This window comes from Pontibacter saemangeumensis (assembly GCF_039541895.1).
Classification (GTDB): Bacteria; Bacteroidota; Bacteroidia; order Cytophagales; family Hymenobacteraceae; genus Pontibacter; species Pontibacter saemangeumensis.
Window position 1 is genome coordinate 802907 of record NZ_BAABHC010000029.1, and the last position, 15800, is coordinate 818706.

8 protein-coding genes are annotated in these 15800 nt (G+C 55.7%); 1 reads left to right on the forward strand and 7 read right to left on the reverse strand.

All coding sequences use genetic code 11. The features are described 5' to 3' along the window. Positions 1–207: 207 nt before the first annotated feature. From ABD920_RS21670 to ABD920_RS21685, 4 genes are all read right to left on the reverse strand, one after another. Entirely contained in the window at positions 208–1893 is a 1686-nt protein-coding gene (locus ABD920_RS21670; protein ID WP_345162227.1) for a SusD/RagB family nutrient-binding outer membrane lipoprotein, read from the reverse strand. Between the two features lie 37 nt (positions 1894–1930). Then, entirely contained in the window at positions 1931–5353 is a 3423-nt protein-coding gene (locus ABD920_RS21675; RefSeq protein ID WP_345162229.1) for a SusC/RagA family TonB-linked outer membrane protein, read from the reverse strand. Between the two features lie 53 nt (positions 5354–5406). After that, complete coding sequence (locus ABD920_RS21680) at positions 5407–6624, reverse strand: ROK family protein (protein ID WP_345162231.1); 1218 nt, start codon at positions 6622–6624, stop codon at positions 5407–5409. A 381-nt stretch (positions 6625–7005) separates the two neighbouring features. After that, positions 7006–8745, reverse strand: coding sequence for a DUF4091 domain-containing protein (locus ABD920_RS21685; RefSeq protein WP_345162233.1), 1740 nt, complete (start codon positions 8743–8745; stop codon positions 7006–7008). Positions 8746–9389: 644 nt separating this feature from the next. On the opposite strand from ABD920_RS21685, the gene ABD920_RS21690 reads away from it, so the two are divergent. After that, complete coding sequence (locus tag ABD920_RS21690; RefSeq protein ID WP_345162235.1) at positions 9390–10469, forward strand: phosphotransferase enzyme family protein; 1080 nt, start codon at positions 9390–9392, stop codon at positions 10467–10469. A gap of 108 nt (positions 10470–10577) precedes the next feature. On the opposite strand, the gene ABD920_RS21695 is transcribed toward ABD920_RS21690, so the two are convergent. The 3 genes from ABD920_RS21695 to ABD920_RS21705 form a co-directional block, all read right to left on the reverse strand. Continuing rightward, positions 10578–11462 carry a glycoside hydrolase family 16 protein gene (locus tag ABD920_RS21695; RefSeq protein ID WP_345162237.1) on the reverse strand — a complete coding sequence of 295 codons (885 nt, stop codon included), beginning with the start codon at positions 11460–11462 and terminating at the stop codon, positions 10578–10580. 582 nt (positions 11463–12044) lie between these two features. Continuing rightward, positions 12045–14921, reverse strand: a complete 2877-nt coding sequence (locus tag ABD920_RS21700; protein WP_345162383.1) for a PVC-type heme-binding CxxCH protein — start codon at positions 14919–14921, stop codon at positions 12045–12047. Positions 14922–15107: 186 nt separating this feature from the next. Further along, a complete protein-coding gene (locus tag ABD920_RS21705) occupies positions 15108–15764 on the reverse strand; it encodes a 3-keto-disaccharide hydrolase (RefSeq protein ID WP_345162239.1) in 657 nt (218 codons plus the stop codon). Positions 15765–15800: the final 36 nt, after the last annotated feature.

Genomic DNA, 15800 nt, shown 5'->3' on the forward strand with positions numbered 1-15800 from the left:
GGATAAATACCTATAACCTGCTTATGTATGCGCTACCCCCTGCTATATAGCTCATGCCTGCAGAAGCCACTGTTTTTATATATACTGCCGGAGAAATTCAAAAACAATGCCTGATTCATTCAAAATCAAAATGGATAAGTAGCCAGGGGATGCCCCTTTCTACTTACCCATTTTATATATAAATGCCTTAAACATTCACTTCAGGACCTACATTCCCTCGCCGAAGTCAGGCGCCGGTTTATCGTACCAAACCCGCTCCTGGCTCAGCACCTGTATGTCTCTGCTGCCCGGCGTGAAGCCCTGCTCTGTTAAGGCGCTGGCCCAGTTGGCGCGGTTCAACTCGCCCGGGTCAATCAGCCAGAAACGGCGCGGGATTGGCTCGTTAAACGGTTCCCTGCTGTAATAATCAGAGCCGTTTTTAGGATAGCCGGTTCTGCGCACGAACACAAAGGCCTCATTGGCCAGCCGGAAGAAGTTGATGTACTCCTGTATATAAATCCGCTCCAGGTCATTCTCCCCGTTCAGCTTCACCTCCGGGTCCTCTAAATACGCCTGAACGAAAGCCTCTAAATTTTCGCCGGAGCCAAAGGCCGTGGAAGAGCCCGCCTCCCGCGCAATCTGGTCCATCGTTCTGATGGAGGAAGCCACGCCTTGCTCATACCATTCTGCTGCCGTTCCTGCTGTGCCATCGCCATAGCCTTTCTGGATAAACTCCGCGATGTAAAAGCAGGACTCCGCGTGCGTTACCAGCACGTGCATGAAATTGCCGCTGGCGTTGTCCACGCGGGGGGAGAAGAAACGCCTGTTTACCGGTGAAATCAGGTCATACCGGAGCGGGCCCACCTCCAGCGGGCTGCTCATATAGGCTGCGATCTCGGGTTTCGTTGTCCAGTCAACAGGCCCACCCTGGTACATCACCAGCGGGTCGGCGGGATTTATAAACGAAGGGAGCTGCACGTTGTACTTGTTCAGCGAATCCCTGAAGCTCCCTGTCAGGTCATTCTCATCGAAGTAAATAGGCAACCTCGGGTCTTCCGTCTCTTTCATGAAGCTGACCAGCGAGAGGCTTCCGAACCGGCGGCTGCGGTAGTCGATGTCGCTTGGGTTGAAGGGGGAATAGTTGGTGTTGCGGTACGCCAGCTGCTCCTCGTCCGCCACAATGGGCCCGATGCCGTCCGCCATCACCTCCCTGAAAATGGCCCTGGCTTTCTCCGCATCCTGGTTCTCGTACCGCACGGCAATCCGCAGCTTCAGCGTGTTCGCCAGCTTGGCCCATTTGGTGTAGTCGCCCTGGTAATACAGGTCCGAGGTGCCATATAGCTCCTGGTCGGTGAGCGCGCTGTTGCCGAGCACGCCGATGGCCATGTCCAGCTCACCCAGCCAGGTGTCGAGCAGCTCTTTCTGCGTGTCATATTTCGGGCTGTACATCGCATCGTAGCGGCCCTGCACCGCCTCGGTGTAGGGGATAGAGCCGTTCATATCCGTTACCTTCAGCCCATGCAACACTTGCAGCACATAGGTTACGGCCGCCGCCTTCTGGTACCGGTCTCTGTCAGGCTTGGCCTCGATCTGCCTCCTGATTTCAAAAAGGTTTGGCAGGATGTCGTTGTAATAGGCAGCGTAGCGGGTGTTTACATTGTCCGAAAGCTCAAAGGGGCTGGCGCTCATGTGCTGCGTGTACCGGAACAGCTGCTCCAGGCTCTCCCATATCCACTCGGTGCCCTGGTAAGACGCGATCCGGTCTTCTGCATGCGCCAGCAGGAACTTGATATCCGGCTCGTCCACCACCGTCTGGCTCGTGTTTATTTCGTCGAAATCTTTCTCGCAGGAGTAGGAGATGCTGCTCAGGCCGGCAATCAGGGCAAAAGCCGCATATTTATTTATCTTCATCATGTTCGTTTTAAGTTAAGTCGTGGATGTAATCCTGTGCTTAAATGCCGAGTCTTAAAGTGAAGCCCATGTTCCGGACCATCGGCAGGAACCCGTACTCCCCGGCGACGGCCGTGCTGTTCGACAGGTTGGAGGCCGGGTTGATGTCGAACGGAAGGCTGTTGTACAGGTAGCCGAGGTCTCTGCCCACCAGGCTCAGGCTCAGGGAGGTCAGCTTAAGCTTTTTATATATCCCCTCCTGGAAGTTGTAAGACAGCGACACTTCCCGCAGGGCCACCCAGGAATTCTCCCAGATCATCAGGTCCGACACGCCGGTAGAAGAAGACCCGTAACGGTAGTAATACTGCGGCGCGTGCGTCGGCTCCACGTAGCCTTGCTCATATGCCTCCTCGAATGACATCCCGCCCACGTTCACGCTGCTGCCGTCCGGAAGCGTCACCATCTGGCCGGGCGCAAACACGCCATCCACGATGATACCGTCGTCGTAGGTCTGCCCGTCGTAGGCGCTGGTCCAGGTAATGCCGCCATGCTCCGCGTCTCTTCCGAAAAGCGTGTTCGGCAATACGCCGGTGTGCGTGCCCAGCCTGTAAGACGACAGGATGATGTCGCCGCCCACTTTCGCATCGATCAGCACGCCGAGGTTCAGGCGGCCCAGCGTGAAATTGTTCTGCAGGCCCCAACGGTACTTCGCGTTTATATCCCCGATGTTCTGCAGCTCGTTGCTCCTGGCCGGGAAGGCAGCCCTTGCATCTGAGCGCCACGACAACACGCGCTTGCCGTTGTTCGGGTCATCCACCGGGTTGCCGTTCTCATCCTCGGCCTGGTACTTTTTGGAGTGGATGCGCGACCGGATGATGCCATAGGACTCGCCGGCGATGGCGTAGGTGCCCACTTCAAAAATATCACCGCCAAGCTTATACTCCTTCACGCCTTCGCTCAGGCTGATGATCTTGTTTTTGTTGTGGGAGATGTTACCGCTCACGTTCCACTGGAAATTATCGGTGAGCACCGGCGTGGCGTTCAGGGCAAACTCAATTCCCCTGTTCTGGATGTTCCCCGCGTTGATGATGACGGAACGGACGCCCGACTCCTGCGGCACCTGGATCGGCAGGATCTGGTTGCGGGTGTTGTCCTGGTACAGCGACAGGTCGAAGCCGAGGCGGTCGTTCAGGAAGCGCATCTCGAGCCCCACCTCTTTGGCCAGTTTCCTCTCAGGCTTCAGGTTTGGCTGTATGCCGTTGGAGTTGTTGAACGTGGAAAGCGGGATGTTCTGCCCGTTGATCGTCGCAAAGCCGTTGAAGATGAAGCCCGGGTTGAGGGTGAAAGGGTCCGTGTCTTTCCCGAGGGCCGCTACGTTTGCCCGCAGCTTCGCAAAGGATACGGCAGTGGGCAGGCCGAACGTCTCGGAGAACACCCACGACAAGCTGGCTGATGGGTAATTGTAAAAGTTGTTGCCCGTGCCGTTTGAGTAGGTGAGCGCCGACGACCAGTCGCCGCGCCAGGTGGTCTGCAGATAAACCTGGTCCCTGAAGGAGAAGTCGGCGCTTGCATACAGCGAGTTCAGGTGCTTGTTGTAGGTAATGCCGCCCGACACCTCGTTGGGCAGCCGCGAATTCGTCACAAAGTAACCCGCCGGAATGTTCAATCCGCCGGAGGTGGCGATGCTGTTGTAATCTATCTGCGTGCGCTGCGTTTCGCCGCCTATATAGCCGTTAAAGTCGAAGTCGCTGCCGAGGTCTTTGGTAAACATCGTCATCCACTTCAGGAAGCTGGTGTTCTTGGCTGTTTGCGCCAGCGAGTAATAGCCGCCATCGCGGTTGCTCTGCCCCGTGAAGTTATATCCCTGGCCCAGCTCCCGTGCCTCGTTGTTTTTATAGATGTTGTTGACGTTGCCTTCCAGCACCACCTTCATCCAGTTCGTCACATCGGCCGTCAGGGCGATGCGGCCGCGCATCATCTGCTCCTTCTGCACATAATCGTTCTCGTAGAGGCCAAACCAGAAGTCAGCGCCCGGCACCTTGTTCGGCTCGTTCGGGTCCAAAGGCCGCGGCACGCCGCCGAAGGCGCCTATATACCGTTCGCGCTGGCGCCAGTAGTCCGTGTCGTAGTTACGCGGGAAGATCCAGGTGTAGGCCTTGCCGAAGTTACCGGAGGCAAAGGCATCCTGAGAGCTCAGGTTTGGCGGGTTCTTCGCTTCTGTGGCCGTGTAGTCCCCGCCTATATCGATGCTGAAGATGTTGTTGAAGATATGCGTCGCGCGGGCACTGAACCCATTTTTCAGCATCTCGTTGCGGGGCACCACGCCCTGGTTCTCGTCGTGGGTGTAAGACACGCGGAAGGTGGATTTCTCGGTGCCTCCCTGTATGGCCACGTTCGTGTTGGACGACACGCCTCTATCAAAAGCGTCCAGGAAGTTGTCGGGCTGCGCCTCGTAGCGGGTGAGGGTGCCATCGTAATTCAGCACCTCCTGCCCGTTAAAGCGCGGGCCCCAGTTCTCCAGTTCGCGGTTGATGCCCGGGTCTATATATGGCATGCCGCTGATCGGGTCGATGGGGAAGACTTTTGTGCGGAAGTTCTGGTCCGAGCCGTAGTTCGGCTCCCTGAAATCGGTGAAGTAGGCGCCGACACTACCGCCGCCGAACTCGTTCTGAAACTCAGGGCCCTTGAACGGGTCGGCCACGTGCACCGACTGCGTTACTGTGATCCCGAGTCCCTCGCCCTTCTCTCCTTTCTTGGTCGTGATCAAAACCACCCCGTTGATGGCCCGGGCGCCATATAGCGCGGCGGCGGCAGAGCCCTTCAGGATGGAGATGCTCTCAAAGTCCTCCATGTTCAGGTTTTTCAGGTCGTTGCCGAAGCTGCGCCCGCCCAATCCGTTTATGTCGTTGTCCATTATTACCCCATCGATCACGAAAATGGGCTGGTTGTTGGTGCTGAGCGTGGAGTTCCCGCGTATCTGGATCTTGGAGTTCCCGAACACGCCACCGGCGCTCTGGTCGATCTGCACGCCGGCCACTTTGCCCTGCAGGGCGTTCACGGGGTTGGCCTCCAGTTGCGTCACCACCTCAGAGGCCTTGAGCTCTGTGACAGAGTACCCAAGCCTGCGCTTCTCTCTCCGGATTCCGAGGGCCGTCACCACCACTTCTTCCAGGCTTTTGGCATCCTCCTCTAACACAATACTCAGGTTTGCGGCATTGCCGACAGGCACTTCTTTTGAGGCATAGCCCAGAAACATCACCTGCAAAACGGCGTCCGGCTGCACCGCGATGGTGAAGTTGCCCGAGACATCTGTCGCCACGCCGTTGTTTGTCCCTGCTTCAATTATACTCACACCGGGCAATGGTGCGCCCTTGGCGTCTTTCACGGTGCCCGTTACCGTGCTTTTTGTCTGCGCATACGCCAGGCTCACCAACAAGCTCAGGAACAGGCAAAGCACGAACTGTTTCGTAATCATTCTCTTCATATAAAGTAGTTTTGATTGTGAAAAATGTGATCGTAGTGATGGCTGCCGGGCGATCAGGCCAGCAGGAAATTGTCTTCCTGGCTGCCTTTCACGGCCTCCAGCGTATCGTAATGTTCCATGACCAGGGCAGCGGCACCCACCACCTCTGCCTGGTAACCGAAAGATGAAATCCTGATTTCTGTGTTCTCCGCGATCTTTGGGATGCAGTGCTCGTTTATCGCCTGCTGGATGGGGGCCATCCAAAGCTTTCCCGCCAAAGACCCCCTGCCGCTCAGCACGATCAGCTCCGGATTGAGCAGGTGGATCAGGGTGGCCACGCCTCGCCCGATGTTGTAGGCCGTCTCGGAAAACAGCTCGATGGCAAACCTGTCTCCTTTCATCGCCGCCTCCATAATGGCGTTGGAGGTCTCCTCCATATCGTCCAGCGTCAGGCCCTGCAACGCAGAGGGCCGCCCCTCTTTCAAGCCGCGGACCGCTTTCTCCGCGATCACGAGCAGGGAGGTCTCGGTTTCGAGGCACCCGGTTTTCCCGCAGCTGCACAGCTTGTCGTTCACGAAGAGGGGGATATGGCTGAACTCGCCCGCGAAGCCGTTGTGCCCCCTGAACAGGGCCCCGTTCAGGATCATCCCCAAACCGATGCCCCATCCAATGCTCAGCACCATCACGTTCTGCTTGTCTCTGGCCGCGCCAAGCTTCTGCTCCGCCAGCGCCACCAGGCTGGAGTCGTTGTCGATGAGAACCGGGATACCGATAGCAGCCTCTATCTGGCTGACAATGCTGCCTTGCTCTGTTTGCAGGAAAGAATGGTTGATGCCTTTGGTGACGTCCACAAACCCGGGCATGCCAATGCCAACGCCGACAATCTTGTCTTTCGGGATGCCTGTTTGCCGGAGGAAGCCCTGTATATGGCGGGTCAGCAGCCCGAGCGCCTCCGGGTTATCCGCCAGGGGCAACTCCACGCGCTGCACTTCCCCGATATAGTTGTTGTGCATGTCCAGCAGCGCAATGCGGGTAATCAGCTGATCCATCGCCACCGACACTACATACATCAGGTCGGGCTTCAGGGAATACATTTGTGGCCGCCGCCCGCCCGTAGAGTGGGCATGGCCTTTTTCAATCACCGCCCCCTCTTCTATCAACTCATTCAGCACCCGGGTGGTGAGGGGGACGCTTTTGCGCGTGAGCGTGCTCAGGTCTGCGCATGCCAGCTCCCCCGCAAAATACAGTTGCCGGATAATGTTCCTTTTATATGCGACCTGCTTATCAAGCATCTCCTGAACAGTTAATTCTAAAGCTTATATTGAATAATTGTTAACAAGTTATGATGGCTTTTTTAAAAAACAACAAACTTAAATAATTTTTTTAAAAAGCTACCACTCACTTATACTGAAGGATTTCAGTGAGTAAGGGAAGTGAATTGAACAATCCCGTGTAGCTACTTCCGTAGCAGGGTATATAGCAGGATCAGGAAATGATTTTATGGAGGGTATACTGTAAACCAGGCAGTTGCAAGACAATACACTGCCTTGTATTTGCCCCTTTTCGAAAGCTGCGGAAAAAGGAGTGCTTGAAATGGAAATGAGGTGCAAACGGCATGCGCTGCGCCCTGAACCTGTCGGCTCTGGTTATATATACCCGGTATGGTTTACTGCCTAAAGCCTGTTCAGGGTAGCCCGCGCGGCGGCAAGCGTGACAGCGGCCGGTGTCTTTTCCAGCGCCGGCACCTCAAAAGCAGCCAGCATTTCGTTCAGTTCCCGGAGCTTCGCCCGGTTTCCAGTGCGGGTGAACTCTTCGCGCAGCAGGCGTATTTTCTCAAAGTCCTGAATGCCTTCCACCAGCTTCTCGAAACGCACCGATGTGCGCGGCCCCGGATAAACCTGGTAGGTGTCGCCGGCTGGCCAGGACCGGAAACGGCTGTCCTGCGCCGGGTTTTCCACCCAGCTGTTGTAGGCCCAGCGCAGGTAGCCCGTAAAGCCCTGCGCCGCTGCATACCACCCGATCCAGGCTTGCTCAGCGGGCGGCGAGAAGGTGAAGAAATTGGGGTAGGCCTCCGAGCAACTGGTGTAAAAAGTGCTGGGTCTGCCGCTCCTCTTGCGCCGCTGCAGCACCTGCTCCCCGAACTTCCATTTAGAGGCGATGCTGTATTCGAAAATATCAGGCTCAATCTCGGGGTGGTATACCCCCGCCAGGGCGATCCGCCAGGTAGGGTCCACCTCTTTCAGCAGTTTGATCACGGCCTGCATGTCTTCCATCGGGCGTTCATCCATCGCTATGGTGGTGATGTGGAACCAGCCCTTCTCTTTCAGATGCTTTGTGAAGTCCCGCAACATGGTGCCCCAAAACGCATTGTAAGCGGGGGTGCCGGTCTTTGAGGTGAACACGGTGTCTTTGCCGGTGCTTTCGTCGTGGTAGGGGAAGGACATTTTCCAGGGCACCATGGTGTAGCAGTTGATGCGTGCCTTGATGCCGCAACGCATCACAAACGAGACGTACTCATCGAAGCGGCTGTAGTCATATACCCAGGTGCCGTCTCTACGTTTCGTCCACTTGATCAGGCTCGGGAAGTCGTCGTAGGTCTGGTGGTTCCATGGCTCGTCGATGATGCTGGCGGTGATGTTCTTCTGCCCGGCGTTAGCCAGCATTGTGTAATACGGTTTCATATGGGCATAGTGCTGCTCGCTCCAGAGCGGCACGTTGTGCACACGGGCGATGGCGGCCGGGTGCTGCCACAAATCCAGGTCAAAGGCCCACTCGCTGGGGGCAGGCAGCTCGCGTTCCTGCACCGTCACGGACACCCGCATCCTGTAAGGCTTTCCTGCAGCTACGGTAACCACCCCGTTATATATACCGGCAGGCGTTTGGCGCGGCACTTCCAGCGTGAGCCATATAGGCTGCACGGTGTTCCGGGCTACTGAAGTCACGGTCGTCGTATCCACCAGGTCCGCCACCAGCGAGGAGTCATAGTCGGCGGGTCGGCGGTCGCCACACCCCTCCCTGAACTCGTCGGTGAGGACGTAGCGGAGAAGGCCCGGGGTGATGTTGGCAGCTTGTATGCGGTTTCCTTTCCGGTCTTTGAGATCCGTGACGCTTACTTTCAGCTCCGGGATCGCCTTGTTTGTCCAGAGCAGCAACTGCGTGTGCACCTTCTCACCTTTCCAGGCCACGGGGCTCCATTGGTCCTGCTTCTCCACCTGCGGCACCTGGTCCTGCGGGAACCGGACGTCGCTGCTCGCAAAACTGACGTTGACGGGCTTTTTCAGGGTTGACCAGGCGGTTTCCTGCGCAGCGGCTGGAGCGGTTTCCTGCAATTGGCTGTGCAGATGATTTGCCTGTAGCGTACAGCAGACCAACAGCGCCAGCAGTAGAAGCGCGAAACAGCGGGTATCTCTCATCTCTTTGCCATTTTTTTGAACATAGTGGCGATGACCAATATATGCATTTTCGTGCTATGCCCATAGGCTCAGGAAGAAAACACAGCACTTCGCGCCCCTGCTATCCGTCCCGGCTTTTGCTTTTTTTGCTGCGCCTGCATCTAAAACAAGGAAATAAGGCAAGGAAAGAATGAAACGCAGCCGGATGCGCGAGGCCTGGGGATTTGGGAAATCCATAGGATATATGAAATCGTGTATGCTGCTCAGGGAATGCCGCCGCTACCAGCCAATTGGCCATAAAAAGTTGCGTGTCTGTTCAAAATTAACTTTACGCGGAAGATCAAATCCCCCAATAGTATATGGTATTTTGGGAGAGTATCTTATATTGCGTGAACGAACACACAATCATAAAACATAGCCGAGGTAAAAACAGGGGCACCTGATATATGAGCACAAGCCCCGATGCGCTGGCAAAAGCTGCCACAAGCCTATATGGCTGTACCCATATAGGCCCGGCAAAATCTTCTGAACTGAGAGACAGTGACCTGATGCCATGGCCATATCTACCGCTTCCTCTTGGATTACGGAGCCGGAGAAAATGCCACAGCGATATGTGCCCGATTCAGTTGCATTGAAAAAGCTGTTCGGATAACGAAACACTACTTATGCTTCACGATATCATAGCGGCTTACGGGCTGCCCGCCAACGATTGCCAGCTCCAAACGATAGACTCAGGGCTGATCAACCGGACCTGGAAAGTAACTGCGGCTGACAAGGAATATGTGCTGCAGCAAATCAACAGCGATGTATTTAAGTCGCCGCACGACATCTCCGAGAATATCCGGAAGATCAGCCGTTTTCTGGCCAGGCACGCCCCCGGTTACCTGTTTATATCCCCTATCGTTGCCACGTCAGGCGCGTACCTGGTGCAAAACAGCGCCGGGGATTTTTACCGCCTGACGCCTTTTGTGGCCGGCTCACACACCATCGATACCGTTAGCACCAGGCAGGAGGCATACGAGGCGGCCCGGCAGTTTGGCAGGTTTACCAGCCTCCTCTCGGGTTTTGACACGCAGGAACTTCATTACACCCTGCCCAATTTCCACAACCTGGGGCTGCGCTTCGAGCAGTTTAAAGCGGCATATAAGCAGGCGAGCCCGGAAAGGCTGGCGGCGGCGGAACAGTCTGTCCGGGACGCTTTTTCTCACCAGGGGCTCGTGCAGACGTACCAGTCCATCAAGGCAAACAAGGACATCCCGCTCCGGGTGATCCACCATGACACCAAGATCAGCAACGTGCTGTTTGATGAAGCCGGCAAAGGCCTCTGTGTGATCGACCTGGACACGGTGATGCCCGGCTATTTTATCAGCGATGTGGGCGACATGATGCGAACCTATCTTTCCCCCGTGAACGAGGAGGAGAAGGATTTAGGCAGCATCTCTATCCGCGAGGATTATTTTGCTGCGGTGATGGAAGGCTATTTCTCTGATATGGCCAAACAACTCACGCCCGCTGAAAAGGAGCTCTGCCTGTACGCGGGCAAGTTCATGATCTATATGCAGGCCCTCCGCTTCCTGACGGACTTCCTGAGCGGCGACACCTACTACGCCACCTCCTACCCCAAGCAAAACTTGGTCAGGACGCAAAACCAGTTCACGCTGCTGAAACGCTACATCGAAGCGGAGGACCGGCTCCAGCAGATCATCTCTGACTTCCTACAGAAAGAGCAGACGTCCGGTATATAGACACACCGTACCTGCTTCTCCGCGCAGATGTTCTCTGGTCTGACGTTTCCTGGTTGAGGATTATATATGCCTCCGTGTTCAGGAAGCATGTTATATGTAGGCAAGTGTCTACTCCCTCTGGTACACCCTTACATAATCCACCTCGTATTTCCTGGGGAAATCCGTGGCCGCAGGGTCGCCGCCATTGGAGCCGATGGCAAGGTTCAGGAGAATGTAATGCGGCTGGTGAAAGGGGTTAAAGCCGTCCGGGTTAAGGGTCTGGTTCAGATCCACCTCGTTCAGCAGTTCATCGTCCAGGTACAGCCGGATACTTTCCTGCGTCCAGTCCATTTTCCAGACATGGAACTTCCCGGGCCAGTCAGGGTCCTTTCTCAGGAAATGTGCGAAGTCGATCTTGCGCTCGTCCCAGGCCGCGCGCTTGTTTTCGTGCGCCCATGCGGCGTTGGCCAGTATGGTCGGCTGCCCCTGCACGCGGTAATACTCCATGATGTCGGTTTCCCCGTTGGCAGGCCAGGGCCTTTCGACACCCAGTGTCCAGATAGCGGGCCACAGGCCCATGGCCGTGTCTATCCTGGCCCTGACTTCGATGATGCCATACTGGAAAGCCTTTTTGCCGTTGGTGTTGATGCTCGCAGAGGTGTATTCGCCATACGGCGTGTTTTTGCGCCAGTCTTCGCTGGAGGGATCATAAAACTCATTCTTCACCCGCTCCCGTTTCCCCTCAATCACCAGCACGCCGTCCCGTACAGTGGCATTCTCCGGCTGGTACCACTGCAGTTCCTGGTTCCGCTTAAACCCGTATTCATAGGACCATCCGGCGCTATCCGGCTTACCATCCTGCCCGAACTCGTCCTGCCACACCAACTTATATCCTTCCGGTGTGGCCGGGGCCGCGACAGCGGGAACAGTGGCCGCCTGCCTGCTGCTGCTGCAGGCCATTAAACCCGCCAGCAGCAGAGGCAACACCCAATTCTTTTGTATCCGATACGTCATTTTAGTGAAGCTATATAGTACTGAGGCTGCTTCCTTTAAAGATAAGCTCCCGGCACAGTGGCAGTGGATTCTGTAGGCTCGTCTTCCGAATTCTGCATCAGGAATAAAGCATCATTTCAGAATTTATATACCTTCCACCATATATAAAGCTAAGGTATTTACCGGGCTTTCGCAAGCCACCCCACCCTGATCCTATAACGCAGTACTGCCTGATTCCGGAGTTGGAGGCTTCTAGAAAACCGCATACCCGTATTTAGCGGGTTTTCAGGATCCGCAGCGTTGGGTAATGCCACGAGCGTGAAAATTCCCCTACAACTGCATCCTGTGCACGAAGCTGTGCTACAGAACCCGCCTCCGCACTCCAGGGAGTGGAAGCTGCAGGCAGGTGAAATGGAATGCGCATGAACCAGCTGATGTGGAAACAGAACAAAAGCCCCTGTAAAAATACTTTACAGGGGCTTTTGTTCAATAGATGGAGCTGCAGGGTTTCAAACCTCCCCATCGTGCTATATATAACAGGCCGAGAAAACGGATATTGCGACATATAATCGCTAAGCAAACCTAAAGGCCGCGGGTGTTTTCCTATTTCGTTGCAAGCGCCTTTTTGATCAGGGCCTGTATCTCATGGTTCTCATGCGACTGCTCCATTTTCTCCAGGCGCTGCTGCAGGCTTTCCAGCACTTTCACGGACTCCGCGGTTTTCATCGCGCCCACGCGCTGGATGGTAAAAGGCAGCACATGCGGCACCCTGGCCTTCAGCGCCAGGTCAGCGGCCCGGTTCACGTCTGTCGGCACGGTCGGCTCAAAGGCATACCAGAGCATCAGGGGCATGTTGTGGTCGTCCTTGTCCTCCTCCCGCTGGAGCAGGGCTTCAAGCGTCTCCCACCTTTTCTCCGGCGCTGTCCGCTGGATGGCCGATGTAAGGTACAGCCGCACTAGCGCAGAGCTATCTGCCTTTGCCAAGTCCGCAAAGCGCTTCAGGGCAGTGTCCGAAAGGTTCCTGTCTTCTGCCAGCAGCTGGATCGCCCAGCTTCTCATATACTCATTCCCGTGATCCAGCAGGGCGAGCAGGTCTTTCTCTTTGAGGCCCCTGGTGACGTGAAGCGCCCAAAGCGCCCGCAGCTTCCTGGTCACATCCGGGTTGTCGTTCAGTATCTTCTTCAAAGCTTTGTGGACTTTTTTATTCGGTCCGCGTTCCTGCAGAATAAGCCGGGCGGTCCGCACGTACCACTCATTTTTATGGAGCTGATAATTCACCAGTTCCTTGTCAGACGCCTTTGAAAGATCCACCTGCACCCACTCATCCGTCTCATGGCTGATTTTGAAGATACGGCCCATGGTTTTGTTGTGCACGTCCGGGTTAGGGCTGTGGCACTGGTTCTTGTCGTACCAGTCGATGGCGAAGACCGAGCCGCTCGGGTCGTATCTCAGGTTCAGCCACTGCGACCAGGTGTCGTTTGTCAGCAGGAAATCATCCCCGTGGCCTGCCACATACCCCGAGCCTTCCCTGTTCAGCAGATCGACGTTCACCCGGCTGCCATGGATGTTGTTCATGAAGATGTTGTTGCGGTACTCCCGGGGCCATTTTTCACTTCCCAGGTACACCATGGCACCTGCATGCGCGTGGCCGCCTCCCTTGGCGTCTGATCTGAAGTTGCCGGCATGCGGCCCCCTGCCCCCCACCCAATGCACATGGTCTCCTATCTGTTTGATATCCTCGTAGGTATAGGGGTTGAAGTGCTCTCCGGCCTGCCGCTGGTACCTGGCCCCCTGGATGGCGTGAAACATATGGGGAATCACGCACACGGTGATGAAGGAATGCCCGTAGTCGTTGAAGTCAACACCCCAGGGATTGCTGGTCCCTTCCGAAAACAGCTCAAACTGCTTTGTGGTCGGGTGATAGCGCCACACGCCGGCGTTTAACTTTGTCCGCTCCGCGTCGGGTGCGCCCGGCCTGCCGACATTCGACTGCGTGAAAACGCCGTGCGTGCCATAGAGCCAGCCGTCCGGTCCCCACCGGAAGCTGTTCAGGATTTCGTGCGTGTCGTCCAGGCCCCAGCCATCCAGGAGCACCTGCGGAGGACCCGCCGGTTTGTCGTTTTTTTCGTCGAGCGGTATGTATAAAAGGTGCGGCGCCGATCCGAGCCAGACGCCGCCCATGCCCACTTCAATGGCGCTGATCAGGTTCAGGCCCTCCATAAACACCTTTCGCTTGTCTAAGGTGCCGTCGCCGTTCGTGTCCTCAAATATGAGCACGCGGTCTTTGCCCTGTCCTTCGGGTGCCCGCACCGGGTACGTGTGCGCCTCGGCCACCCAAAGCCTGCCACGGGCATCCAGTGTAAAGCTAATCGGGCGCACGATATCCGGCTCCGCCGCCGCCAGTGTCACCGAGAATCCCTCCTCTGTTGTCATGCTTTTAGCCGCTTCCGCGCCCGAGAGCCCTGAATGGATAACCGGGTCAAGAGGAGGAAGGATGATGATGTCGCTCTTCTTCAGCTCGTTGGGGAAATTCGGGCGGGCGGGGTAAAAGAGGAAATCATCGAAGTTGATGTGCGCAAATTTATCGTCGCCTATATAAGGTATCTGCGAGATGCCGGTCTCGTTGTCGATGATGCGAATGAAGATCTCCTTGTTCAATACTGGCGTCAGGTCCACCACGACAGGCTGCAGCGTGGCTCGCCCCGATCCGGAGATCTGGAAGAAAACCTCCCCGTTGTCTGCCCTTACCAGTTCCACCCGGGTGTCCTGTAAGGCGCCGCCTGAAACCTTGAAGGAGGCGAACGGGTGCGTCACCGTGAAGGGGACCGAGGTAAGCGTGCCGGTTGCCTTGTGGTTTTTAGTCCCGCCGCTGCTCACAAAGTACTTCCCGGAAAAACCGATTTCCATGTCCTTGTCATGCAGGGGGGAAGGGTCCTGGGACAGGAGGGCATCCGCGAAGGCATCGCCGGTTGCTTTCCAATCCTGGAGGGTTCCTCTCTCAAAACCCAGGTTCAGGGCTTTCCCGCCTTGCTGGGGCACCTGACCGGCAATGGTTTTTTCCTTTACAATGGGACCATCCACCACCTCAAACTTCCCTTCCATACCGGCCGCCCTGTGCCCGGGAATGGAGCAGAAGTAAATGTCGTTTGCGACAGCCTTGAAGACAATGCTGGCCGTGTCTCCTTTTTCCACCAGCACCTCGCTCTTGACGCCGAGCTTTTCGAGGACAATATCGTGGGTCATGCGCTCGCCGTTCACAATCCGGATGCGCACCATCTCTCCCTTTTGGGCTTTAAGAACCGGGTTGCGCGTCCCGTCTGCATCGAAGTACCCGAGAATCGTGGCCTGAAGCGTATATTCACGGTCATATCGCACAGCTTTGCTTTCTATTGAAATGCCGGAAACCGAAGTTGAGCTGTAAGCGTGTGTTTGGAGTGTGACTGCAAGCAGTAATAAGAAAAGCTGGCGGGTAAAAGGCATCATATAGACAGGGATCTAAGTTAATGAATGAAGTAAGCCAATCCAGGAATCATGAATTTATATATAAATACTGGTCACAGGTAAATAAAGGCCTGGCAGGGGATCTATATATGATTCAGAACACAAGGTATATATAGCCTAAAGATAAAATAAACCCCGCCTTTGTAAACCCCTCAAAGGGACTTATTATTCTTTCCTGCCTTTTGCAGGCAATTCTTCCAGTACGATATCGCTATAGAACACTTTCGCCTTGCCGCCGCCATGTATTTGCAGGGCGATGTGGCCCGACTGGGGAATTGCTACGTCTTCTTCCGTGTAGTCAACCGTCTGTTCCCCGTTCAGTAGTATACGGATTCGGCGCCCTTCGCTCCGGATCTCGTAGTCATTCCATTCGCCGGGCCGGAGCAGTCGCCTGACCTGAGCAGAATCCGCCACGGCAAGCAGCTTGTTGCGGCGGGACTCATCGTATAAGCTGCCCCAGTAGCCCTCCCCGATATCGGCCTGGTAGCCTGTCATCTCATAGGGCGGGTCGGTTATCCGCTGGCTGTGAAACTGCACGCCGCCGTTGATGAAGCCCTCGTTGCCAGTCAGCTTGAATTTAAGTTTCAGCACATAGTTGGTATAGTTCTCCGTGGTGCTGATAAACTCGTTGTGCGGCACGGTCTCCGTCAGGGAGCCTCCAACCAAAGCCCCGTCCTGTATGCGCCAGGTGTGGACAGTGTCTCCCTCCCAGCCCCTAAAGGTCTTGCCGTCGAATAGCTGGATAACTTTCCCGTAGGACTGCCCCACGGCGGAGGAGATACAGGAAGCAAATAATACGAACAGCAGCAACAGGATTCTCATAGCGCGAAGCATTAGGTCAATTCTTGGTGATGTTTT

What these genes read in the sequence shown, in the direction of transcription:
- ABD920_RS21695 (WP_345162237.1), bottom strand. Translation starts at nt 11,462, where the DNA reads ATGACGTATCGGATACAAAAGAATTGGGTGTTGCCTCTGCTGCTGGCG.
- ABD920_RS21700 (WP_345162383.1), bottom strand. Translation starts at nt 14,921, where the DNA reads ATGCCTTTTACCCGCCAGCTTTTCTTATTACTGCTTGCAGTCACACTC.
- ABD920_RS21705 (WP_345162239.1), bottom strand. Translation starts at nt 15,764, where the DNA reads ATGAGAATCCTGTTGCTGCTGTTCGTATTATTTGCTTCCTGTATCTCC.
- ABD920_RS21680 (WP_345162231.1), bottom strand. Translation starts at nt 6,624, where the DNA reads ATGCTTGATAAGCAGGTCGCATATAAAAGGAACATTATCCGGCAACTG.
- ABD920_RS21690 (WP_345162235.1), top strand. Translation starts at nt 9,390, where the DNA reads ATGCTTCACGATATCATAGCGGCTTACGGGCTGCCCGCCAACGATTGC.
- ABD920_RS21670 (WP_345162227.1), bottom strand. Translation starts at nt 1,893, where the DNA reads ATGATGAAGATAAATAAATATGCGGCTTTTGCCCTGATTGCCGGCCTG.
- ABD920_RS21685 (WP_345162233.1), bottom strand. Translation starts at nt 8,745, where the DNA reads ATGAGAGATACCCGCTGTTTCGCGCTTCTACTGCTGGCGCTGTTGGTC.
- ABD920_RS21675 (WP_345162229.1), bottom strand. Translation starts at nt 5,353, where the DNA reads ATGAAGAGAATGATTACGAAACAGTTCGTGCTTTGCCTGTTCCTGAGC.